24 protein-coding genes are annotated in these 23,009 nt (G+C 33.0%); 11 read left to right on the top strand and 13 right to left on the bottom strand.

Features of this window, described 5'->3' with window-relative positions:
- Positions 1-64 precede the first annotated feature (64 nt).
- On the bottom strand, positions 65-433 hold the full coding sequence (locus tag DPN68_RS00740; protein WP_113987853.1) for a four helix bundle protein: 369 nt from the start codon (positions 431-433) through the stop codon (positions 65-67).
- A 188-nt stretch (positions 434-621) separates the two neighbouring features.
- On the opposite strand from DPN68_RS00740, the gene DPN68_RS00735 reads away from it, so the two are divergent.
- The 8 genes from DPN68_RS00735 to DPN68_RS00700 are packed head-to-tail and all read left to right on the top strand — an operon-like array spanning position 622 to position 7,753.
- The gene (locus tag DPN68_RS00735; RefSeq protein WP_113987852.1) at positions 622-2,148 is read left to right on the top strand and encodes a carbon-nitrogen hydrolase family protein; all 1,527 of its coding nucleotides are present in this window, start codon (positions 622-624) and stop codon (positions 2,146-2,148) included.
- Entirely contained in the window at positions 2,149-2,634 is a 486-nt protein-coding gene (locus DPN68_RS00730; protein ID WP_113987671.1) for a DUF6265 family protein, read from the top strand.
- A gap of 2 nt (positions 2,635-2,636) precedes the next feature.
- The gene (locus tag DPN68_RS00725; RefSeq protein WP_113987670.1) at positions 2,637-3,104 is read left to right on the top strand and encodes a hypothetical protein; all 468 of its coding nucleotides are present in this window, start codon (positions 2,637-2,639) and stop codon (positions 3,102-3,104) included.
- 11 nt (positions 3,105-3,115) lie between these two features.
- A complete protein-coding gene (locus DPN68_RS00720; RefSeq protein ID WP_113987669.1) occupies positions 3,116-4,258 on the top strand; it encodes a hypothetical protein in 1,143 nt (380 codons plus the stop codon).
- On the top strand, positions 4,251-4,601 hold the full coding sequence (locus tag DPN68_RS00715) for a hypothetical protein (protein ID WP_113987668.1): 351 nt from the start codon (positions 4,251-4,253) through the stop codon (positions 4,599-4,601). The genes DPN68_RS00720 and DPN68_RS00715 overlap by 8 nt, the downstream gene beginning before the upstream one ends.
- Before the next feature lie 8 nt (positions 4,602-4,609).
- Positions 4,610-6,001, top strand: coding sequence for a hypothetical protein (locus DPN68_RS00710; RefSeq protein ID WP_113987667.1), 1,392 nt, complete (start codon positions 4,610-4,612; stop codon positions 5,999-6,001).
- Positions 5,994-6,827, top strand: a complete 834-nt coding sequence (locus DPN68_RS00705; protein ID WP_113987666.1) for an SDR family oxidoreductase — start codon at positions 5,994-5,996, stop codon at positions 6,825-6,827. Before DPN68_RS00710 ends, DPN68_RS00705 begins: the two co-directional genes overlap by 8 nt.
- Before the next feature lie 2 nt (positions 6,828-6,829).
- Complete coding sequence (locus DPN68_RS00700; protein WP_113987665.1) at positions 6,830-7,753, top strand: DMT family transporter; 924 nt, start codon at positions 6,830-6,832, stop codon at positions 7,751-7,753.
- 4 nt (positions 7,754-7,757) lie between these two features.
- On the opposite strand, the gene dprA is transcribed toward DPN68_RS00700, so the two are convergent.
- The 9 genes from dprA to hemA form a co-directional block, all read right to left on the bottom strand.
- Positions 7,758-8,870, bottom strand: coding sequence for a DNA-processing protein DprA (gene dprA, locus DPN68_RS00695; protein ID WP_113987664.1), 1,113 nt, complete (start codon positions 8,868-8,870; stop codon positions 7,758-7,760).
- A gap of 347 nt (positions 8,871-9,217) precedes the next feature.
- On the bottom strand, positions 9,218-10,207 hold the full coding sequence (hemB, locus tag DPN68_RS00690; RefSeq protein ID WP_113987663.1) for a porphobilinogen synthase: 990 nt from the start codon (positions 10,205-10,207) through the stop codon (positions 9,218-9,220).
- 114 nt (positions 10,208-10,321) lie between these two features.
- A complete protein-coding gene (hemF, locus tag DPN68_RS00685; RefSeq protein WP_113987662.1) occupies positions 10,322-11,230 on the bottom strand; it encodes an oxygen-dependent coproporphyrinogen oxidase in 909 nt (302 codons plus the stop codon).
- Positions 11,231-11,293: 63 nt separating this feature from the next.
- Positions 11,294-12,319 carry a uroporphyrinogen decarboxylase gene (hemE, locus tag DPN68_RS00680; RefSeq protein ID WP_113987661.1) on the bottom strand — a complete coding sequence of 342 codons (1,026 nt, stop codon included), beginning with the start codon at positions 12,317-12,319 and terminating at the stop codon, positions 11,294-11,296.
- Between the two features lie 52 nt (positions 12,320-12,371).
- Positions 12,372-13,025, bottom strand: a complete 654-nt coding sequence (locus tag DPN68_RS00675; protein ID WP_113987660.1) for a uroporphyrinogen-III synthase — start codon at positions 13,023-13,025, stop codon at positions 12,372-12,374.
- The gene (locus tag DPN68_RS00670) at positions 13,026-13,733 is read right to left on the bottom strand and encodes a potassium channel family protein (RefSeq protein WP_113987659.1); all 708 of its coding nucleotides are present in this window, start codon (positions 13,731-13,733) and stop codon (positions 13,026-13,028) included.
- A gap of 10 nt (positions 13,734-13,743) precedes the next feature.
- Entirely contained in the window at positions 13,744-15,486 is a 1,743-nt protein-coding gene (locus DPN68_RS00665; protein ID WP_113987658.1) for a TrkH family potassium uptake protein, read from the bottom strand.
- A gap of 9 nt (positions 15,487-15,495) precedes the next feature.
- Positions 15,496-16,413: a hydroxymethylbilane synthase gene (gene hemC, locus DPN68_RS00660; protein WP_113987657.1), complete on the bottom strand. Its 918-nt coding sequence runs from the start codon at positions 16,411-16,413 to the stop codon at positions 15,496-15,498.
- The gene (gene hemA, locus DPN68_RS00655; RefSeq protein ID WP_113987656.1) at positions 16,406-17,668 is read right to left on the bottom strand and encodes a glutamyl-tRNA reductase; all 1,263 of its coding nucleotides are present in this window, start codon (positions 17,666-17,668) and stop codon (positions 16,406-16,408) included. The genes hemC and hemA overlap by 8 nt, the downstream gene beginning before the upstream one ends.
- 230 nt (positions 17,669-17,898) lie before the next feature.
- Between hemA and DPN68_RS00650 the strand changes: the two genes are divergently transcribed.
- Positions 17,899-18,771, top strand: coding sequence for an AraC family transcriptional regulator (locus DPN68_RS00650; RefSeq protein ID WP_113987655.1), 873 nt, complete (start codon positions 17,899-17,901; stop codon positions 18,769-18,771).
- A 4-nt stretch (positions 18,772-18,775) separates the two neighbouring features.
- Here the strand turns inward: DPN68_RS00650 and DPN68_RS00645 are convergent, their stop codons facing one another.
- Genes DPN68_RS00645 through DPN68_RS00635 form a run of 3 tightly spaced genes read right to left on the bottom strand, consistent with a single transcriptional unit; the run spans position 18,776 to position 21,151 of the window.
- Entirely contained in the window at positions 18,776-19,603 is an 828-nt protein-coding gene (locus DPN68_RS00645) for a hypothetical protein (RefSeq protein ID WP_113987654.1), read from the bottom strand.
- Positions 19,604-19,625: 22 nt separating this feature from the next.
- Entirely contained in the window at positions 19,626-20,414 is a 789-nt protein-coding gene (locus tag DPN68_RS00640) for a hypothetical protein (protein ID WP_113987653.1), read from the bottom strand.
- 14 nt (positions 20,415-20,428) lie between these two features.
- Positions 20,429-21,151: a hypothetical protein gene (locus DPN68_RS00635; protein ID WP_113987652.1), complete on the bottom strand. Its 723-nt coding sequence runs from the start codon at positions 21,149-21,151 to the stop codon at positions 20,429-20,431.
- Between the two features lie 215 nt (positions 21,152-21,366).
- Between DPN68_RS00635 and hemH the strand changes: the two genes are divergently transcribed.
- On the top strand, positions 21,367-22,383 hold the full coding sequence (gene hemH, locus DPN68_RS00630; RefSeq protein WP_113987651.1) for a ferrochelatase: 1,017 nt from the start codon (positions 21,367-21,369) through the stop codon (positions 22,381-22,383).
- A gap of 74 nt (positions 22,384-22,457) precedes the next feature.
- Positions 22,458-22,994 (top strand): CopD family protein, encoded by a 537-nt coding sequence (locus tag DPN68_RS00625; RefSeq protein WP_113987650.1) that lies wholly within the window; start codon positions 22,458-22,460, stop codon positions 22,992-22,994.
- Positions 22,995-23,009 lie beyond the last annotated feature (15 nt).

Here is a 23,009-nt window from a genome sequence, read left to right as displayed (position 1 = left end):
TAATGTTAATAATTATGTTACTTTTTTAGTCTCAGTCTCAGTTTTCAGTCTCAGGGATTTAATTTTATGATTTACAACCGAATTTTGTTGGATTTAAAATCATATAATTAATTATTCTACCAATTTCTTCTGACTTATTTACCAAATCAATATATTGTGACTTTGATAAATAATTACATTCTAAAGCAAAATCTAACCAAACTGAAGTTTCAGAATTTTCTCCGTCTGAATCAGTAAGCTTACTTATAAAATGGTTTATATATCTTCTTTTTCTGTAAGCTTCTGCAATATTAGCACATACACTTCTTGATGATCTTCTAACTTGATCTGTTAATGCATATTTTTCTTCTTTTGGAAATGAATCAGATACTTTTTTAATTTCCATAGCTAATGAAAAAGCTTTTTGATAGGCTAATAATTTTTTGAAATCCATTCTTTTTAATTTTTCTGAAAACTGTGACTGAAAACTGTGACTCATCATTCGTTTCATTTCGACAGTGCAAAGATGTGGCAAGAAAAAAACGATATTCGGTATTTAGCCATTTAATTTCGGTTGTAAATATTTGTAAGCGTTTGCAAACGGAAAATATTTTTACTATATTTGTTGAAAATCAATTATATATGCCAAATACAATTAACAAAGTAGAATTACGAAATCTTCACATCGAAGATTACAAAGAATTGAAAAAATCCATGATTGAAGCCTATCCTGAAATGATAGATTCGTATTGGAAAGAAGAACATATTGAAAAATTATTGGAACTTTTCCCAGAAGGGCAATTGGTAATTGTTGCCGATGGCGTGGTGGTAGGTTCCGCACTTTCTATATTGGTTACTGAAGATTTTGCCTTTAAAACCAAAACGTATAAATCTATTACAGGAAACTATACTTTTTCAACTCATAATCCTGATGGCGAAGTGCTTTATGGAATTGATGTTTTTATTAATCCCAATTATCGCGGCTTGCGTTTGGGTCGACGTTTGTATGATTCCCGAAAAGAATTATGCGAACAACTCAATTTAAAATCCATAATTTTTGCTGGTAGAATTCCAAATTATGGAAAATATGCCAATGAAATCAACCCAAAACAATACATTGAAAAAGTCAAGCGTAAAGAAATTTATGATCCGGTTTTATCGTTTCAATTAAGCAATGATTTTCATGAAGTTCGTGTACTCAAAAACTATTTGGAAGACGATAAAGAATCGCAAGAATACGCGGTTTTATTGGAATGGAATAACATTTATTATGAAGACAATCCAAAATTAATCAATGCCGAAAAAAGTATTGTTCGTTTAGGTTTAGTCCAATGGCAAATGCGTTCGTTAGGAAATTTAGAGGAGTTTTTTGAACAAGCCGAATTTTTCGTAGATGCGGTTTCTGGTTATGGAAGTGATTTTGCTTTATTCCCAGAATTATTTATTGCGCCTTTAATGGCCGATTACAACCATCTTTCGGAGGCAGAAGCCATCAAGGAATTAGCCAAATACACGGATACTATTAGAAAGAAAATGCAAGAGTTCGCAATTTCTTATAACATCAATATCATTACGGGAAGTATGCCGTATTTGGAAGACGGACACGTTTATAACGTAGGTTTTTTATGTCGAAGAGATGGAACACACGAAATGTATCGCAAAATTCACATCACACCGAATGAAATTTTTTATTGGGGAATTACAGGTGGCGAAACCATTCAAACTTTTGATACCGATTGTGGAAAAATTGGAATTGTAATTTGTTATGATGTAGAGTTTCCTGAACTTTCTCGTTTAATGGCAGATCAAGGCATGAATATATTGTTTGTGCCGTTTTTAACGGATACCCAAAATGGTTATACTCGTGTGAAACATTGTGCACAAGCGCGTGCTATTGAAAACGAATGCTATGTTGCCATTGCAGGTTGTGTTGGAAATTTACCAAAAGTAAACAACATGGATATCCAGTATGCGCAAGCGGCGGTTTTTACGCCTTCTGATTTTGCTTTTCCAAGTAATGGAATCAAAGCCGAAGCCACTCCAAATACTGAAATGACTTTAATTGTGGATGTTGACATTGATTTATTAAAAGAACTCCACGAGCATGGAAGCGTGAGAACTATGAAAGATCGAAGACATGATTTGTACCAATTAAAAAAATTAAAATAAATGAAAAAATTGCTTTTAGTACTGCTTTTGATTCTTGGAAACACTTTCAGTAACGCACAAAATACTCTGAATTATAACGATGAGAAAGGTTCGCCAAAAGCTACTTTACAAGATGTAAAATGGATTGTGGGCAATTGGACAGGCGAAGCTTTAGGCGGTATTTGTCAGGAAACGTGGAGCGAACCCATTGGAAATACCATGATGTTCAGTTTCAAATTAGTTGTCGATGGAAAAGTAGCTTTTTATGAATTGGGACACATTATTGAAAAAGACAAAACCCTTTTATTGCAACTCAAGCATTTTGATGGCGAATTGAAAGGTTGGGAAAAAGCAGAAGTAAGCGAGAATTTTAGATTAGTAAAAATCACACCAACACACGTGTATTTCGACAAATTTACGTTTGAGAAAATTTCGGATAACGAAATCAACATTTACGTGGTTTTTGAAGAAAGTGGAAAGGAAATGACGTTTAATTTTAAGAAGTAAAGATGAAATACATCGTAATACTATTTCTATCTAATTGTTTAATTCATGCTCAAAATGTGGCGGAACATTTCAAAACAAGACAATTTGAAGTGGCTATTTTTCCAGAATCGAGCAATGAAATAATGCAACAAAATAGATTTACCCCAACAAAAGAAGAGATAATAAAAGCTGAAAATGCATTAAAATTTAAACTAAAATTCTTGAACAATCCTCTGATGAATCAATCCCGTTCGCCTATTATTCACAAGAATTTAAAAAAATATAAAAGACAATACTTTGGTTATATAAATGAAAAAGACGAAAAAATTCTTTATATAAATTCACTTTGGAGTAAATCACTTAAAAAAAACCATTGGTATTGGTTGAATGAAATAATTTGGATTTCTGATGGAGGAAGTTATTATTGGAACATTGAATATAATTTAGAAACCGAAGAATTAGAAAATTTAAAAGTTAATGGATACGCTTAAAAAACACTAATATGAGTAAAATTTTCCTTTATATTTTTTTCATCTATTCAATATTTTCATTCGGTCAAAACGAAAATTTGAATCAAATTTATGTGGATTGGGAAAACCCAAAAAACTTTGAAAAATACAATGTAAAAAAGGTTACCGTTTATTCCAAAGAAATAAAAAAGAATGGAAAAATTAAAAGAGATAGCTTGCTTCTAGCTAAATACGAATACGATAAAAGCAAAGACATGATAAAAGGAATAAATCATTACTTAATTGTTATGTTTCATAGAGGAGAAAGTCAGCTAAAGTTTTATAATTTTAAAAATCAATATTTCTCAGATTCATTAATTGTAAAAAAAGAAAATAAAGAAATCCCAAAGGTTACCAAAGATAAAATTGTAAATAATTCTTTTGTAGAATTATATAAATATGACAATTTAAACAGACTTATCTCTGATAAAAAATATTCTGAAGAAAACGAATATAATTTGTCAAAAAAAGACACTACAGCACATTACAGAAGTATTTCTTATCCCAAAACAACAGAATATGAATATGACTTTAAAAGCAGATTGATAAAACAATACATCACAAGGGATAGTTCTGAATATTATATTAATTTAAAAAACTACAATAGCATTTCAGAATCTAAAAATTGTTCTTATTGTGAAGAAAAATATTTGGACCAAGAAAGGAAATATGATGATAGTAACCTTTTAGAATGGACAACATATACTTATAAAAAAGAAAAGCATACCAAGAGAAATTATTTTTACGATGAAAATCAAAATCTAGGAAAACAAATTGATTCAACAGGATGGTATCTAGGTAAACCTTCTTTATCTTCAATTAAAGAGATTAGATATGATGACAATATCAAAATCGAAATTCAAACAAATTTTAACGATGATTCTTATTTCAAAAAAGAAACTAAAAAATTTGACAATAATCAATTAGTTTATGAATTATTAGAAGCTAAATATCCTGAATATAATGTTGAAACTACTTTAACATACTCTAGAAATTCAATCAAAAAAACGACAAATAGATTTAAAAACGGAATAACCGTTGAAGAATACTTATTTAATAAAAATGGACTTTTAATTGAACAGAAAACCTATTTGAGTGAAATTCTAATCGAATATAAAAAATACTACTATGAGTAAAACCTGTTTAGAATGTGGCGATAAAATCATAGGTCGCGAAGACAAAAAGTTTTGTTCGGATGGCTGCCGCAATGCGTACAACAACAAAATGAACAAAGATCAGAACAATCTGATGCGCAACATTAACAACAAATTGCGTAAAAATTACCGCATTTTGTGTGAACTCAACCCGGAAGACAAAGGAAAAACCACAAAAACCAAATTACTAAGCAAAGGCTTCGATTTTGAGTTTTTCACGAGCATGTTACAAACCAAAACGGGTAACACCTATTTCTTTTTATACGACCAAGGCTATCGCGCTTTGGAAGATGATTTTTATATGTTGGTGAAGAAAGATAGTTAAGAAGATAGATGAAAGAAGAAAGAGAAACGATATCATTTAGAGAAAAATTAGCTATTTCAAAATTTAGGCTTTGGGGTGGATTTATAGTTTCAATACTATTAAGTTTGAGCTTATATTTATTTTTTGTTACCTGTCGTGACTTTACTCGATTATTAACGTTTACTTCCAATTATAATTTTCTAGAATTGAATTCTAACGAATTGATTTTCTATAATTTGTTTTATGCAATTTTATCTTTACTCGTAGGACTATCATATTTTTTAAAAATAGCTTTTGATAAAAATAAAAACATTTATGAAAAGCGCATTCAATTTAAAAGAAAAAAAATTGTTCACGACCAAAATATATTAACTTGGTTTTTCTTATTTTGGTTTATTAGAACTGCAGGATTAACTGCATTTCTCTACATGAATTTAAATACGGATTATCCAATAGATTTCTACTATGATTTAAACTTCTATTCCGATTATAAATATTTATTTATTCTAATACTTCTTGTTTTATTTCTTCAATCGTGGCAAGGATTAGGTTTAACCATTAGCAATAATTCCAAATACTTGATTGGTTCTTTTATATTGATTTCTGTTTTAGCTTTTGGATTTACCAAAATTAATTTGATCAATTTTGAAAGTTATTTTAATAAGCAACATGCCCAAAATCAATACATTAAAGAAAATATCGAGTTGCCAAAAATTCATTTTACAGAATCACTATCTTTAAGAAATAAAGAATTAGAAATCTTTGTTTCAAAAAAAGGTGAAATTTACTTTTCTGGAGAAAAAAGAAATTTAAGTGAAATAAAAAAAATATTACTTGAAGCCAATAGCAATGCTTATTATTATCATAACTTTAATTCATTTGTACAGCTTAATATTGATGAAAACACTTCATTAAAACATATATATAAATTAAAAGAAATTATTACTAATTATACTGATTTTAAAATTGCATATTCTGCTTATCCAGAAAAATTATTACTCTCAAAAACATACTATCAAGATAAATCTGAAGGTGTTTTTGAAGGAAGTGAAGTTGGATATTTTGAAAATGAAATTATTTTAGAACTAACTAATGAAGATGTATTGTTGGTAAATAATAGCGTATATAGTAGTCAAGAAATTGCTGATTTAATTAGCAAGCTTATTTTAAAAAACAAAAATTATAGGATAACTTTTATACTTAAAAAAAACGCATTATTCTCTGATTATATAAAATTGCTTTCTTATGCCAGAGAAGGATATTTTAAAGCTGTTTCTTTATTAGCTAAAGAACAAGATATTGATTCTTATTTTATTTATTATGAATCTGAAAATATTCTAAATTTTAAGACTGTTGATATAGACGATGCTGAAATTATAGATAAATTAAAAATCCAACTTTTAAATTTTGAGGATGAATAAAATCTCCATACTCGGCTGCGGTTGGCTCGGATTACCATTAGCCAAATCATTACTTTCAAAAAGTTACGAAGTAAAAGGTTCTACGACTTCGGAAAGTAAATTAGAAGTGTTGAAAAATGCTGGGATTTTGCCTTTCCAAATTCAATTAGAAGAAAATCAAATCATTGGAACTATTGAAGATTTTCTGAAAGAAACCGATGTTTTAGTGATTGATATTCCACCTGGATTGAGAAGAGACTTCTCGACTTCGCTCGAAATGACATTCGTAAATAAGATAAAAACATTAATTGCAATCATAGAAAAATCAGAAATTCAGAAAGTCATTTTTGTGAGTTCAACTTCTGTTTATGGTGATAGTTTTCCAATTGTAGAAATTACAGAAGAAACAAAACCAAATCCTGATACCGAAAGTGGTAAACAATTAGTCATTGCCGAAACACTTTTACAATCGAATTCGCATTTTAAAACTACCGTAATTCGTTTTGGCGGTTTGCTTGGCGATGATCGTCATCCAGTGAAATTTTTGGCAGGAAGAACCAATGTTGAAAATCCAGATGCGCCGGTGAATATGATTGAAAGAGAAGATTGTATTGGAATTATAGAAAGGGCTCTCGACTTCGCTCGAGATGACAATTGGAAATGGAACCAAACCTTCAACGCTGTTGCACCTCAACATCCAACTCGCAAGGAATATTATCACAAAAAAGCTCAAATTCTGAATTTACCATTGCCTATCTTTGCCGAAAATTTGGAATCGAAAGGTAAAATTATTTCCAGTAAAAAAGTGGAAACCATTTTAGGTTATTCGTTTCAAAAAGAAATTTAGCAATGGCGTATTTTAGCGTATTTCACAACTACATCAAGCAAAAGAAAAATGCAATTGGCTTACCCATTTTGGCATTAATTTGGATCAGCTTTTTCTGGGGAACTACTTGGATTGCTTCCAAAGAAGGTGTCAAACACATGCCACCAATGCAATTAGTCGCGATTCGTCAACTTTTTGGTGGTTTGATTTATTTACTTTATTTCTTAATCAAAAAACATCCTTGGCCAAACAAGCGACAATGGCGAAATATTCTTGTTTTAAGTGTATTGAATTTCATGCTGAGTAACGGTTTGAGTACTTGGGGCGTGAAATACATTTCTAGTGGTTTAGGCGCCATTATTGGTTCTATTTTTCCGCTTTGGATTGTGATTATTAGTTTGTTTCGCGGACAAAAAACGTCTTGGAAAGCAGTTGTGGGATTGATTGTCGCTTTTGGTGGAATTTGCGTGATTTTCTACGATTACCTCAACGATTTCTTACAACCTGAATTCCGATTTGGAATTTTACTTTCGGTAATTGCTACGTTTACTTGGGCGTTGTCTTCGATTTATATCAAAGAAAACAAGACAAATTTCAATCCGTATTTTAGTTTGGGATTGCAGATGTTGATTTCGAGCGTTGTAATTTCGAGCGTAATTGGGTTTAATGGCACTTCGGTTCCATTGAGTGAAATTCCAGCAATTTCTTGGTGGTCGATTGGTTATTTAGTGGTTTTTGGTTCGGTGTTGACGTTTATTGCGTTTATTTATGCTTTAGAAAACTTACCAACAGAAATCAGCAGTTTGTATGCGTACATCAATCCCATGGTGGCGTTGTTTTTTGGTTATTTACTATTTAATGAACCTTTAACTACTGCAATTATCATTGGTGGAGCCATAACTATTATTGGACTTTATTTAGTGAATCGAGCTATTAAGAAGAAATGACAAACTAAACCACTTCAAAAACTTTCCCCGGCAATGGCTTAACAACACCTTTCAATTCCATATTCAATAGAATAGAGGAAATTTTAAAAATGGGTAAATCGCAATCTAAAGCAATGATATCCATGAGTTCTTTGCCTTTGGTTTGTAAATAATTGTAGATTTTTTGTTCGTCTTCGCTTAAGGTTACAAAAAGTTGTTTCTGAATGGCTTTATTTTCAACAGTAGTTTTGTTCTTAATATCCCAATTGAGTAAATAAATCAAATCGGCTGCCGAAGTGATCATTTGGGCACGTTGGGTTTTAATCAAATTGTTGCATCCTTGACTGTATTTATCCGTTGCTCTTCCGGGAACGGCAAAAACTTCTCGGTTGTAATCATTGGCAATTTCGGCTGTAATTAAAGAACCACCGCGTTCGGCACTTTCAACTACAATGGTTGCCTCGCTAATTCCAGCCACAATGCGATTGCGTTTGACGAAATTTTCTCTATCGGGTTTAGAATACGTCCAAAATTCTGTCAGGAAACCGCCATTTTCTTGCATTTTTGCCATGTGCTTTTTGTGGGTTTTAGGATAAATTTGGTTCAATCCGTGGGCTAAAACGCCAACGGTTTGCAGATTTAAATCCATCGCTGCTTGATGTGCCACAATATCAACGCCGTAAGCAAAACCACTGACAATAATTGGGTTTAATGGTGCTAATTCTTCCAATAGTTTTTTGGTAAAATCCGTTCCATAAGTGGTTATTTGTCTCGTGCCAACAATACTAATGATTTTGGAATTATTCCAATTCACATTTCCTGATTGAAACAATAACAATGGCGCATCATGACAATTTTTGAGTCGGTCTGGATACTCGTTGCATTGGAAGGAAAAAACATTGATGTCTTCCTTTTCTAAAAATAAAATTTCAGATTCAGCTTGTTCGAAACCGTCTTTTTTGTGAAGATTGGCAATGGTTGATTTTCCAATACCATCAATTTTGGCTAATTCGGTTTTTTTCGCTTGGAAAATAGCTTCGGGAGAACCGAAATGTTGCAGTAATTTTTTTGCGGTAATATTCCCAATTCCTTCTACTTGTTGCAACGCAAGCAAATAGAACAAGTCGTTCTGTGTCATGGCGTGTAATTTAATTTTGGCGTTTATTGATGTGACAAATATAGAATATAATTCTATAAAATAAATGATAATTGTTCAAAAATCATTTAAAACGGGGTCGCTCCTATGGAGCTTTAATGAACTAAAATTATTTTTTCTATAAACAGTACGCTCCTAACGGAGCTTTTTCTAATAAAAAAAGTAGTCCTTCTGGAAAAACTTTAGTCCCATAGGGACGATATGTTTGTAAAAAAAGTAATCACCCTGAAAACAAGCTCCATCGGAGCGACCTAACACTAATAAAGAAAATAAAAAAATGCCACGAATTTCCATTGGAATAAAAAATTCGCAGCAAATTATAAGGTGTTTTATTTCAACAATTTCACAATGTCTTTTGCAAAATACGAAGCAATAATATCAGCTCCTGCTCTTTTGATAGCGGTAGTTTGTTCTAGCATAATCGCGTCGTGATCTAACCAACCTCTTTCAGCAGCGGCTTTAATCATGGCATATTCACCAGAAACTTGGTAAACCGCAACAGGAACTTCGCTCATGTTTTTGATTTCTCTAACGATATCCAAATAGGCAATTCCTGGTTTTACCATCACAATATCCGCGCCTTCTTCAATATCCATTCGGGTTTCTCTGACGGCTTCTGTACGGTTGTGGTAGTCCATTTGGTAGGTTTTTTTGTCTTTTGGCACTTCTTGCATATCCACCGGAGCAGAATTCAACGCATCACGAAAAGGGCCATAATGAGCCGAAGCATATTTGGCACTATAACTCATGATTCCCGTATTGAAAAACCCATTGTTTTCCAAAGTTTCTCGCATTTCCAAAATTCGGCCGTCCATCATATCGCTTGGTGCCACGAAATCCGCTCCAGCTTGGGCATGAGAAAGCGCCATTTGAGCTAAAACTGCCGAAGTTTCATCGTTTAAAATTTGTCCATGACCAATGATTCCATCGTGACCAAAAGACGAGTACGGATCCAAAGCTACATCCGTCATCACAATCATTTCTGGAACAGCATTTTTGATGGTTTTTACGGCGCGTTGCATTAATCCATTGGCATTTAAGGCTTCGGTTCCTTTATTATCTTTCAAATTATCTGGCACTTTTACAAATACCAAAACCGATTTCAAACCCATTGCCCAAAGTTCTTTTACTTCTTGTTCCAATAAATCCAAACTGTAACGGAAATAATTGGGCATAGAAGGAATTTCTTCTTTCACACCTTTGCCTTCTACAACAAATAAAGGCACTAAAAAGTCGTTCGGACTTAAAACGGTTTCACGAACTAAAGAACGAATGCTTTCGTTAGTTCTTAATCGACGATTTCTACGTAATGGAAACATATTTAGCCCCCTAACCCCCAAAAGGGGAATTCCTACTAGGGGTCAATAGGATTTTAGTTAAAATATTTTATTAAATTATCAATTTTTTTGCGTTTAATGTTCCCTTTTTTGATATTAAAGGGCTATCCAATCAATTGGTTTTGCTAATACTTTCAATAATTTTTCTTCTTCGCTGTTTGGTTCTGGATGATGGTCGTACACCCATTGTACATGTGGCGGTAAACTCATCAAGATGCTTTCGATTCTTCCGTTGGTTTTTAATCCAAATAAAGTTCCTTTATCGTGAACCAAATTGAATTCCACATAACGACCACGACGAATTTCTTGCCAAGTTCTTTGTGATTCCGTATAAGATAAATCTTTTCTTCTTTCTACTATTGGAACATAAGCTTGTAAGAATGAATTCCCAACTTCTGTCACAAAATTATACCAATTTTCCATTTTCATGGTTTCGATTTCTTTTAAATAATCAAAAAACAAACCACCAATTCCTCTTGCTTCATTTCGGTGGGCGTTCCAAAAATATTCATCACATTTCTTTTTGTAATTGGGATAAAACTCTGGATTGTGTTTGTCGCAAGCGGTTTTACAGGTTTGGTGAAAATGTTTCGCATCTTCTTCAAACAGATAATACGGTGTTAAATCTTGTCCGCCACCAAACCATTGGTTGATGATTTCACCATTTTCATTGTACATTTCAAAATAACGCCAATTCGCATGAACCGTTGGCACCATTGGATTTTTGGGATGAATCACCAAACTTAATCCGCAAGCGAAAAAGTCTGCTTCTCCTACACCAAACATTTTTTGCATCGTATCAGGTAATTTGCCATGAACGGCTGAAATGTTCACGCCACCTTTTTCAAAAACAGTTCCGTTTTCAATGACACGTGTGCGACCGCCACCGCCTTCTGGTCGTTCCCATAAATCTTCTCGAAATTTGGTACCGCCGTCAATGTCCTCTAATCCTTTACAGATTTGATCTTGTAGGTTTTGTATGTATTGGTAGAATTTGTTTTTCATATTAATCAGTTTTCAGTCGCAGTTTTCAGTCGCAGTTCATCTGTAAACTGAGACTGAGACTGCCTACTTCTTATACTCCTTCACCGCTTCCACAAATGCCTTAGCATGATCAACAGGAATATTTGGTAAAATTCCGTGACCTAGGTTTACAATGTATTTGTCTTTTCCGAATTCGTCAATCATTTCGTGAACCATTTTTTTGATGGTTGGAATAGGCGATAACAAACGACTTGGATCGAAATTTCCTTGTAACGTAATGTTGCCACCAGTTAAATAACGGGCGTTTCTTGGCGAACACGTCCAATCTACTCCTAAAGCTGATGCTTTTGATTTTGCCATGTCGTTCAAAGCAAACCAACATCCTTTTCCAAATACGATAACTTCTGTTTCTTCAGCTAAAGCTTCTACAATCTGGTTAATGTATTGCCATGAAAATTCTTGATAATCAACTGGAGAAAGCATGCCGCCCCAAGAATCAAAAATTTGAATTGCATTACAACCTGCTTTCACTTTTTCTTTTAAGTATAAAATCGTGGTATCGGTGATTTTTTGTAATAAGATATGTGCTGCGACTGGATTTGAAAAGCAAAATCCTTTAGCAGTATCAAAACTTTTTGAGCCTTTTCCTTCAACGGCATAACAGAAAATTGTCCATGGTGAACCTGCGAAACCAATTAATGGCACTTCGTTGTCCAACATTTCTTTGGTCAATTTAATGGCATCAAAAACATAACCTAAAGTTTCATTCACATCTGGAACAAATACTTTTTCTACATCTTGTGACGTTCGGATTGGATTGGGAATTATTGGGCCTAAATTGTCTTTCAATTCTACGTGAATTCCCATAGCTCTTGGTACTACCAAAATATCTGAGAATAAAATTGCAGCATCTGGTTTTACAATACGAATCGGTTGCACGGTGATTTCTGCTGCTAATTCTGGCGTTTCGCAACGGGTGAAAAAATCGTATTTGTCGCGTAACGCTCTGAATTCTGGTAAATATCTTCCGGCTTGACGCATCATCCAAACTGGCGGGCGTTCAACTGTTTCTCCTTTTAAGGCTCTTAAAAATAAATCGTTCTTTAACATGTTTTTTTGTTTTTCAGACCTGACAAGTTTCAAAAACCTGTTAGGCTTGGTTTCATTTATAAAATTTTATTACTTCATCAATTACATTTTCCACCGTTGGTTTTGATGCAATTAGTATATTTTTTGTTCTACTTTCTAATGCTTTAGCAGTTGTGGTTCCAATGCAAAAACAAGTTTCATTTTTTAGTTCGTTTTTTTCTAGAAAACTTGCGATGGCTGACGGACTAAAAAACAAGATGCCATCAAAATTTCCTGAAATGGTTTTCGAATGCGTTTCGGTTTCATATACGATAACTTCTTCAAAAGCGATTTGATTTTCCTTGAAATAATTTGGAATTGTATTTCTTCGGATGTTGCCACAGAAAAAAGTAAATGTTTTTCCTTTATATTTTTGGTCAATAATTCCAATTAAATCTTCTGCATAATCAGCAGTTTCATCCACTTGAAATCCTTTTTTTTCTATGAACGTTTTGGTTTTAGTTCCAACGCAAATAATGGTTTTGTTTTCTAAAATTTCGCGTTTTTGTTTCCAAACACTTTTTACTCCATTTTTACTTGTGAAAACAACAACTTCATGATTTTTTTCAACTGAAAATGCTGTTTTTTTGGTTCGAATGAAATTGTGTTCAATAAGCTGAAAATCGCCATCAGGAAACTTATTTCTTTGTTTCTTTGTTAACTTTTTTGTGACGATTACAATTGACATTTATTTTCTAATTTCTTGTTCTTCTTGATCCTGGCAATAAAATTCGATATCGCGATTGTTTCCGTACACTACTAAAATGTCGTTTTCTTCGATTTTAGTTTCGGGTGTTGGTCTTCCAATGGATTCTTTTACTGTTGATTTCTTTCCAATTAAATTGCGCTTTTCTCGTTTTCTGATGATGGTAATTAGCGTTAAATGGTATTTATCAATGGTGTCTAATTCTTGTAATGTTTTACCAAAGAATTCGGGTTTTGCTAGTACTTCAGAAATAGTAAAATTATTATCTAATTGGTAATTTTCCAATGTTGATTTGAAGTTGATTTGCTTCGTTAACCTATCCGCACTATCTTGCTCTGGATGAATGATGCTGTAAATTCCCATGGCTTCCAAAACCGTATCGTGAATAGGCGACAACGCGCGACTAATAATCTTTACATCAGATAATTTCTTGATAATAGCTGTGGTGATTATCGCTGCTCCTTCATTTTCCCCAATGGCAACCACTACTTTGTCCGCATCTTTTAAAGGAACTGCTTCATAGGCTAGTTCATTGGTAGAATCCATACAAATGGCATGAGAAATCTTATCTTTAACAAGATTTACTTTTTCCATGTTTTTGTCGATTCCAATAACTTCATTGCCGGTTTCTGTCAAACTCAAAGAGAGCGACATTCCGAAATTTCCTAAACCAAAAACAATGACTTTCATTTTTCTTAAATTAGTTAATTAAAATATTTTCTTTTGGGTACTCATAAAATTGGTGGTTCATTTGACGCAACAAACCAATCATTAAATTGAGCATTCCTATTCTTCCAATAAACATAGTTGCAATAAGAACATATTTACTTGGATTGGTTAATGTAGGTGTAAAATTTAAACTTAGACCAACCGTACTATATGCTGAGAAACATTCAAAAACGACAGTTAAAACGGGAGTTCCTTCAGGCTCAAAAATTAATAGCGCCATTATTGAAATTCCAATTACAATTAATGAAATGCACAAAATGGCAAACGCTCTTGAAGTTGATTCGCTAGAGATTCTTCTTCCTAAAAGTTGAATGCGACTTTTTCCGCTAGCAACTGCAAAGATATTTAACGTAGCCAAAGCAAAAGTACTGGTTTTTACACCACCACCAGTTGATGCAGGCGATGCACCAATCCACATTAAAAATATTACGAATAATAATGAAGGAACGGTCATTTCTGCAAAATCAATAACATTGAAACCAGCAGTTCTTGGTGTAACTGAATTAAATGCTGCATTAGTGATTTTTCCAAAAAAAGTATCATGAATCAATAGTGTGTTGTTGTATTCTGATATAAATAAAAATATGAAACCACTTATTAATAATATAATTGTAGTGTAAATCACAATTCGAGTATTTAGAGTAATGATTCTAATATCTTTATGAATTCTTGTTTTATCAAAAAATTCTAAAACATACGTTTTGATGTATTGGTAGAAATTGAAAACAATATTATGTCCTAAACCACCAAAAATTACTAAAGTCATAATTATCCATTGGAAATAATAATGAAATCGAATACTTTCATCGTACAATCCAGAGGAAAATATGGAAAATCCAGCGTTACAAAAAGCGGAAACACCATGAAAAATGGAGAAAAATACTTTGTCTTCAATGGCATCATTTCCAATAATTGAAGAATAAATAAATAGTGCCCCAACAATTTCTACACCAAGAGTAAAAATAACCACATTTAATGCTGCTCTAAAAACATCTTTTAAGCCATCATGTGCAATAAAATCTCGGGTATTTAAGCTTTCTTTAAACGAAGAACTTCCTCTAAAGAAAAAGGCGAAAAAAGAGGTAAAAGTTAGAATTCCAATACCGCCTAATTGGAAAAGCGCTAAAATAATGGATTGACCAACGAAAGTAAAGTCGGTTGCTGTATCTACAACGGTTAAACCCGTAACACAAACAGCACTCGTTGAAGTAAATAATGCATTGGTAAAAGTAATTCCATTAGTAGTAGCACTTGGCAGCATCAATAAAAAAGCACCCGATAATGCTAAAATTAAAAAACTACCTACGAATACAATTGCGGGATTAAAATAGATATCATAAATATGTCTAACCAATACCATTAAGCGAAGGAGAAAGTAAAAAATTAAACCACCTTCAAAAATAGGTTTGATTTGTTGTAAAATATAATGCCAACTAAAATCTCTATTAAAATAAGTTACAATTGCTGAACTTGTGAAAATTCCAATTAGAATAATAAAATTTACTAATGCTACTTTCTTATTGCTTTTGTATTTGTACACAAAGAACTTAAATGCATTAAATGCTAATAATCCCAAAGAAAGCACCATAAGTCCAATGACGTGAGGAGAATTATAGTTTTCTTCAAAGTCGAATCCGAAGTCAAAAACGATAAAAAGCAAAACAATTATATCAAAAAAGCGATAGATATAATTGAGTAACGATTCTTTTTCCATGATTTTGGGTTACTTTTTCAAGTCGTGACGAATAGCTTCCATGAGTTGCTTTCCACCGTTGGTTAAAATTGCCTCGGCACATTCTTTCCCGAAGTCTTTATAACTAACAAAATTACAACTTTTTTTAATTTCAAGCTCTTGTTTTCCGTCTAATGAATGTAAAACACCTTGAAAATCAATTTGATTGTCTTTGATTTGAGCCAAAGCACCAATTGGAGCCGTACAACCACCTTCTAAAGTACGTAAAAATTGGCGTTCAATATGCGTACAAATTTCGGTTTCTTGATGGTTTAGTTTGGCAACCGCTTCGGTTGAAAAGGAATCGTTTTCTAATGTTACTACAACCATTGCGCCTTGAGCTGGCGCTGGCGTCATCCAGTCTAAAGTGATGTAATTTTCAGGTTTTAAGTTGATGCGTTCTAATCCAGCGGCTGCGAAAATGGCTCCGTTCCAATCGCTATCGTTTAGTTTTTGCATTCTAGTATTTACATTTCCTCTTAAATCTACGACTTGATGGTTTGGGTATTTATGCAACCATTGCGCTTGGCGACGCAAACTTCCGGTAGCGATAGTTCCATTGGAAGTTAAAAAATCTAGATTTCCTTTGTGAACCAATAAATCATGAACATTGGCGCGTTCTAAAACGGCAGATTGAATGATTCCAATTGGTAAAGCCGTAGGAACATCTTTCATGGAATGTACTGCAATATCCACTTTTCCAGCTAGCATAGCAATATCTAGTGTTTTTGTGAAAATTCCTGTAATTCCTAGTTCGTAAAGGGGTTTGTCAAGAATAATATCACCTTCAGATTTTACGGCAACAATTTCAGTTGTATAACCTAAATCATTTAGTTTTTTTTCTACGGTATGGGCTTGCCAAAGGGCTAATTCGCTGTCACGAGTACCAATGCGGATAACTTTACTCATTACTTGTAGCGGTTTCTAATTGGAAAATTTTCTCAATCCATTCAATGCTCTCATCTACCATAGTTTCATCATCTTTCAAGTGATTGGCGAAGTGATTGGTGATTTTTTGAATAATTCTTGCACTGATTAATTCGGCTTGTTCTTCATCAAAATTAGATATTTTCTTTCTTTGAAAGTTTAATTCGCCTTCTTTTATGGAATTTAATTTTGCTTTTAAGGCGTGAATGGTTGGTGCAAATTTTCTTTGTTTGGTCCAAGCCATAAATTCCTCCATAATTTCTTCAATAATGGCTTCTGCAGCTGGAATATGTTTTTTTCTGTTTTCTAAAGTTTCATCTGTAATTTGTGCCAATTGATCCATGTGAACTAACGTAACACCTTCAATCAATTCTACATTATTATGAACGTTCTTTGGAATGGATAAATCCAAAATCAACAAAGGTTTTTTCAGATTTAAAATATCTTTATCAACCGTTGGATTTTGTGCTCCAGTAGCCACAATTACGACATCTGCTTTTTGAATTTCTAGTTGTAAATCCGTGTAATCTTTAACAATTACGTGCAATTTTCTAGCTAAACGTTCTGCTTTATCTTTGGTACGATTGATTAACGTGATGTGTTCGTGTTTGGTGTGTTTTACTAAATTTTCACAAGTATTTCTACCTATTTTACCTGTTCCAAAAAGTAAAATATTTTTATCAGCAATGTTTTCTACATTTTGAAAAATATAACGAACAGCAGCAAATGAAACTGAAGTGGCACCAGAAGAAATATCCGTTTCGGTTTTAATTTTTTTACTTGCTTGAATAACTGCGTTTACTAATCTTTCTAGAAAATTGTTGGTTAATTTATGCTCTTTGCTTAGTAAAAAGGCATTTTTTATTTGACTGATGATTTCAAAATCACCTAAAATTTGACTGTCCAAACCCGTTCCTACACGAAACATGTGCGAAACAGCTTCTTTATTTTTGTAAACGAATGCTATTTTTTGAAAATCTTCAACAGTACCGTTACTGTTTTCACAAAGTAATTTGATAAGTTGAAATGGATGTTGGGCAAAACCGTAAATTTCAGTTCTGTTACAAGTTGAGGTAACAATTAAACTTTCTAAACCTTCTTGTTTAGCTTGTAGTAATAAGTTACTTTTGGCTTGTTCATCCAAACTGAATCTTCCTCTCATTTCGGCATCGGCTTTTTTATAGCTGAGACCAACTACATAAAAAGTGGGATGCTTCGCAAACGTACTGTTTTCCATATTTTCAACTCTACCTAAAAAGTTAAACAAAATTATAATTTCCAATTCTATTAAAATAACGCTCAAAGGACTTTTTGTGTCGGTTGCCGTTTTTTTAAACTAAAAACAACATTTGAACATTATTTACACTAAATTTGTACTAATATCAATGCTTTCGAAAGTCTTTGTTTAGAACAATTCTAAATAAATAACTTCCAATTGATTTCTACTATTTACGAAAAAATATCGCTATGGGTTCTCTAGAAGAAATAAAAATTGAACAAGATTTTACTTTAATTCGTTTTCAAAACGATTCAAATGAAACGCAACGTTTTGAAAAACAGGTAAAAACGGGATTAATTCAGTTCCATTTCAATGTGAAAGGAAAAGGGAAATTTATTTTCAATAATGGCAATTATGCCTTGGATTTGAATGAAGAAAAGTCGCTTTTACTTTACAATCCGCAAAAAGAATTGCCTTTGCATTTAGAAGTGGCTCCAAAGTCTTGGATTATTTCGGTCTTAATTTCCATCAAAAAATTCCATGCTTTATTTTCTTCCGATGCAGAAACTATTCCGTTTTTAAGCGCAGATAATTTGGAACGCAAATATTACGGAGAAGAAGATATTAGCCCTTCCATGGCGATTGTTTTGAATCAAATTTTTCATTACAACCAAAATTCATCGATTAAAAACCTGTATTTAAAAGGAAAAGGCTACGAATTATTGAGTCTGTATTTCAATAGAAATGAAGATCCAAATGCCGAACATTGTCCGTTTTTAATAGATGAAGAAAATGTTTCTAAAATTAAACGTGCCAAAGAAATCATAATTTCAAGAATGGCCGAACCGCCAGGATTACAAGAATTAGCGGATGAAGTAGGATTAAATTTAAAAAAGTTAAAAGTGGGCTTTAAGCAAATTTATGGAGATAGTGTTTACAGCTATTTATTTGATTACAAAATGGAATACGCCCGCCGATTACTCGATAGTGGTTCGCACAATGTAAATGAAGTAGGTTTAAAAATTGGTTACAGTACTGCTAGTCATTTCATTGCGGCTTTCAAGAAAAAATATGGAACCACACCAAAAAAGTATTTGATGAATTTAAATATTTCAAGTTAACGATTTAAAAATAGTAAGCAATTATTTGCACTTCATCATTTTCAACACCTAAATACATTTTAATAGCTCCAGTAGCGTTGGTATCACCAACTTCTAACTGGGCTGCAAACATTGGCGTGTAAGTTCCTGGACCAAGAACAACATAATCTGAAGCAGTATTTCTGTAGTTTCTCCATTCGCCTTCTCTGCCTTCGGAATTATTGTAAATTTGCCCATTTACAGCAATCATTCCTGCAACTTCACTACAATTTGAGGTTATACAAAGTGCTCCGCCATTAATTGGGTTACCAAAAAAATCATTAATTACAGGTTCGCCTAAATAGTTGTCTCTTCTAAAGTACATTCCAGTTTGAATTACACGCGCTCTAAAATCGTCTATTCTTGAAATTGGTGTTACATTTTTACCAACATTCCAAGACACGGAATAATTTACTTCAATTATTGCTGGTTGCGTTAATGTAAATGATGCAGCCAAACCCAGTGTTGGTATTCCAGCTTGACTAAATCCTTGTCCTTCTCCTGTTTGAAGAATTAATGAAGTTGGGTTTTGAACATCTAAAAGATAGTTTTCTGAATCGAAAATGAGTTGTACATTGTCTGAAGCTTCACCCAAAACTAAGTCGCCTAAGTGATTTACAAAAACCTTTGTTGTATTGGTTCCTCCTAAATTATTAACATTATTCACTTCGTTGAGTCCGTTTATTCTAATATTAGACGTTGAACCTGCCACATGCAATTCTTCTTGTGGGTTATTGGTATTAACTCCAACTTGAGCAAAAGCAAATGTAGTTGAAATTATATATAATGCTGAGATTTTTTTAACTGTATTCATAACGTGTTGGGGGAATTAAGTATTAGTTAAAAAGTCTAATTTTCAAGTAGTCATTGGCGCCACCAAATCCAATACTTGTAAATGTATTTGGAGGATCATTTACTACTCCAAAAAAGTATAACGTATGAGAGCCTGCAGGAAGATTTACATAGCCTTGACTGTTCATGTTTGGATAACCTCTTGTACCACCAGCATCTGAAGCATAATATTGTCCTTTAACACCATACATTTGGGCAAGTTCGGCTGGAGACAAACCGTCGCTATCAATATCAACACAAAAATAGGATTGAATAACACGTGTTTTTCCATCTGTAATAAAAGTTGAATGAGGCGGAACTGCTAAATTGGTTCCAGAAAAGTATAATGAAATGGCATATTTCACTTCTACCATAGAATTGGTAGGAACATTTATTGTTACGGTTTGAATTAAACCTGTTGTACTTTCGTTTGTCAAATCACTATTAATTACTACACCATATCTATCAAAAGGAGCAGCAAGTCCTAATGGATTATTTGGAATGAAATTTGGAGTATCTGCCAAAAAATTTAAAGGCAAGACATAACCAGTTCCTCCAGAAGTATAACCCGCGGGTTGTAATGTAAAGTTTCCAGATTCTGTTACAAAAACAGGAGTTAATCGTGTTGGTCCTGAGTTTAACGGATTGTTTATTTCGTCTAAACCTTCAATTCTAATGGTTGATGTATTGGCTCCTAAATGTAACGTTTCTTGTGGAGCAGTTGTGCCAATCCCAACTTGTCCATAAGTTGAAAAACTTGTTGCACATAAAAGTAAAAGTATAGTTCTTTTCATGGGAGTTTGGGGGATTAGTTAACTTTATACATTAATGAATCATGACCTCTACCAAAAACCACGCAAGTTGCCTTTCCAGTATTTGGAGCACTATTTGTTAGACCAGAAGAAACTTCTCCATGTAAACTTATAGTATGCGTTCCGGCAGTAGGAATAACAATGTAGGATGATGACATATTATAAAGTTCACCACTCACATCATTGGTTGCAGAGCTAGTAAAGCATTTTGAAGCATGACCATATTTTCTTGTTCCACTGTTCAAACGAAAATAAGTGTTAATTCTTCTAGCAAGTTTGTCTGTCAATTTGTTTTCTGAAACATTTTCAAAAACTTCAAAACTTAAAGTGTATTTAACTAATACAATTGTTGGACGAGAAGTTGTAATAGTGAAGTTTAAAATTTCACCATCAGCTATTCCATCATTGTCTCCGTTTAGCAAAATAATTGTTGAATTTGGAACAGAAACAAATGCGTCACTACCATCGCTATTCACAGCACCAGAATTTCTAAGAGTTAAACTCCCTAGGTTGTCAACATACAATGGATAGGTGTTTGTAGCCCCTAAATTGTAACTATTATTAGTTTCATTTAAACCTTCAACTCTAACTGTACTAGTAGGCGAACCTAAGTGTAAAGCTTGTTGCGGTAGAGTTTCGTTGATGCCAACTCCTTGAACTTGGCAAATAGCAGTTGATGAAACAACTAAAAAAGCTAAGTTTACGTAGTGATTTCCCATACCTTTAAGATTTAAATTAATAATAATTCAACGTTTCGATTACTAAATTAAGAATTATTTAATAATAAAAAAATTTAATTGTTAATAATTATATAATTTTAACAAATTATCGATAAAAAGTGTAATTTTTAAGACTAAAGGGTTAATTAATTGTAATTCATAACACATTGTGTTTTGTAAAATTTATGTAGTATTTTTGAAAAAAAAAAGAAGACATGAAAAAAGGAGTACTATTAGTAAACTTAGGTTCGCCAGAAAGTCCAACAGCAAAAGACGTTAAGCCTTACTTAGATGAGTTTTTAATGGATAAATATGTAATTGACGTTCCTTTTTTACTACGAGCATTATTAGTTCGCGGAATTATTTTACAAACAAGACCAAAAAAATCAGCTGAAGCCTATGCAAGAATTTGGACTGACGAAGGTTCGCCTTTAATTGTTATTTCAAAAAAAATGCATCAAAAAGTAGAGCAAATGGTTGATGTTCCTGTTGCTTTAGCCATGCGTTATGGAACTATGACCATTCTAAAAGGATTGCAAGAATTAAAAGATCAAGGCGTAACAGAAGTAATGCTTTTTCCTTTGTATCCTCAGCATGCAATGGCTTCAACCACAACTATTTTAGTTTTGGCAGAAGAATTACGTAAAGAACATTTCCCAGAAATGACATTCACTATTGTACCGGCATTTTACAACAAGCCTGATTTTATTCAAGCGTTAGCAAATTCTATTAAAAAGCATTTAGAAGGATTTGATTACGATCATTTGTTGTTTTCCTACCACGGAATTCCAAAACGTCATATTCGTAAAACAGATGTAACCAAATCACATTGTAAAATTGATGGATCTTGTTGTAACACGCCTTCACCAGCTCACGAATTTTGTTACCGTCACCAATGTTTTGAAACCACAAAACAAGTGGTTAAACTTTTAGGCATACCAGAAGAAAAATACAGCCAAACATTCCAATCGCGTTTAGCGGGAGACAAATGGTTAACTCCATATACTGATGTTGAAATTAACAAAATGCCTGAAAAAGGAATTAAGAAATTAGCGGTTGTAACGCCAGCTTTCGTTGCCGATTGTTTAGAAACATTGGAAGAAATTGCGATGGAAGCTAACGAGCAATTTTTACATCATGGTGGCGAAGAATTTATGGCAATTCCATGTTTAAATGATGAAGATGAATGGTGTGGCGTGGTGGCAAATTGGGTTAAGGATTGGAGTAAATAAATTGTTTCAAGTTTCAGGTTTCAAGTTCATAGAGCGGTAAACAACCTGAAACTTGAAACTTGAAACTAAAAAAAATGGAACTTTACAACTACATAAAATCACTACATCTAATCTTTGTAATCACTTGGTTTGCAGGGTTATTTTATATTGTTCGTTTGTTTGTGTATCATGCCGAAGCAACGCAAAAACCGCAACCCGAACAAGATATTTTAATCAAACAATACCAATTAATGGAATACCGATTATGGTACATTATTACTTGGCCAAGTGCGATTTTAGCAAGTATTTTTGCCTTTTGGTTGTTGCATATCAATCCGGAATGGCTCAATCAACCTTGGATGCAAGTAAAATTAGGTTTCGTGGTTTTGTTGTATGCCTATCAAGCTAAATGTCATCAGATTTTTAAACAATTACAGCAAAATGAAGTAAAACACAGTTCAAATTTTTTCCGAATTTGGAACGAAGGAGCCACCTTAATTTTATTTGCTGTAGTTTTTTTAGTAATTTTAAAAAATGCAATCAATTGGATTTTTGGAGTAATTGGGATTGTTCTTTTCTCCATCTTATTGATGTTGGGATACAAATTATACAAACGAATTAGAGAAAAATAAGCAGCTAATCCAGCT

It is taken from the genome of Flavobacterium tibetense (assembly GCF_003293845.1).
Lineage (GTDB): Bacteria > Bacteroidota > Bacteroidia > Flavobacteriales > Flavobacteriaceae > Flavobacterium > Flavobacterium tibetense.
Note: the sequence above shows the minus strand (reverse complement) of the source record. Positions and strands in the feature narration are given on the sequence as shown.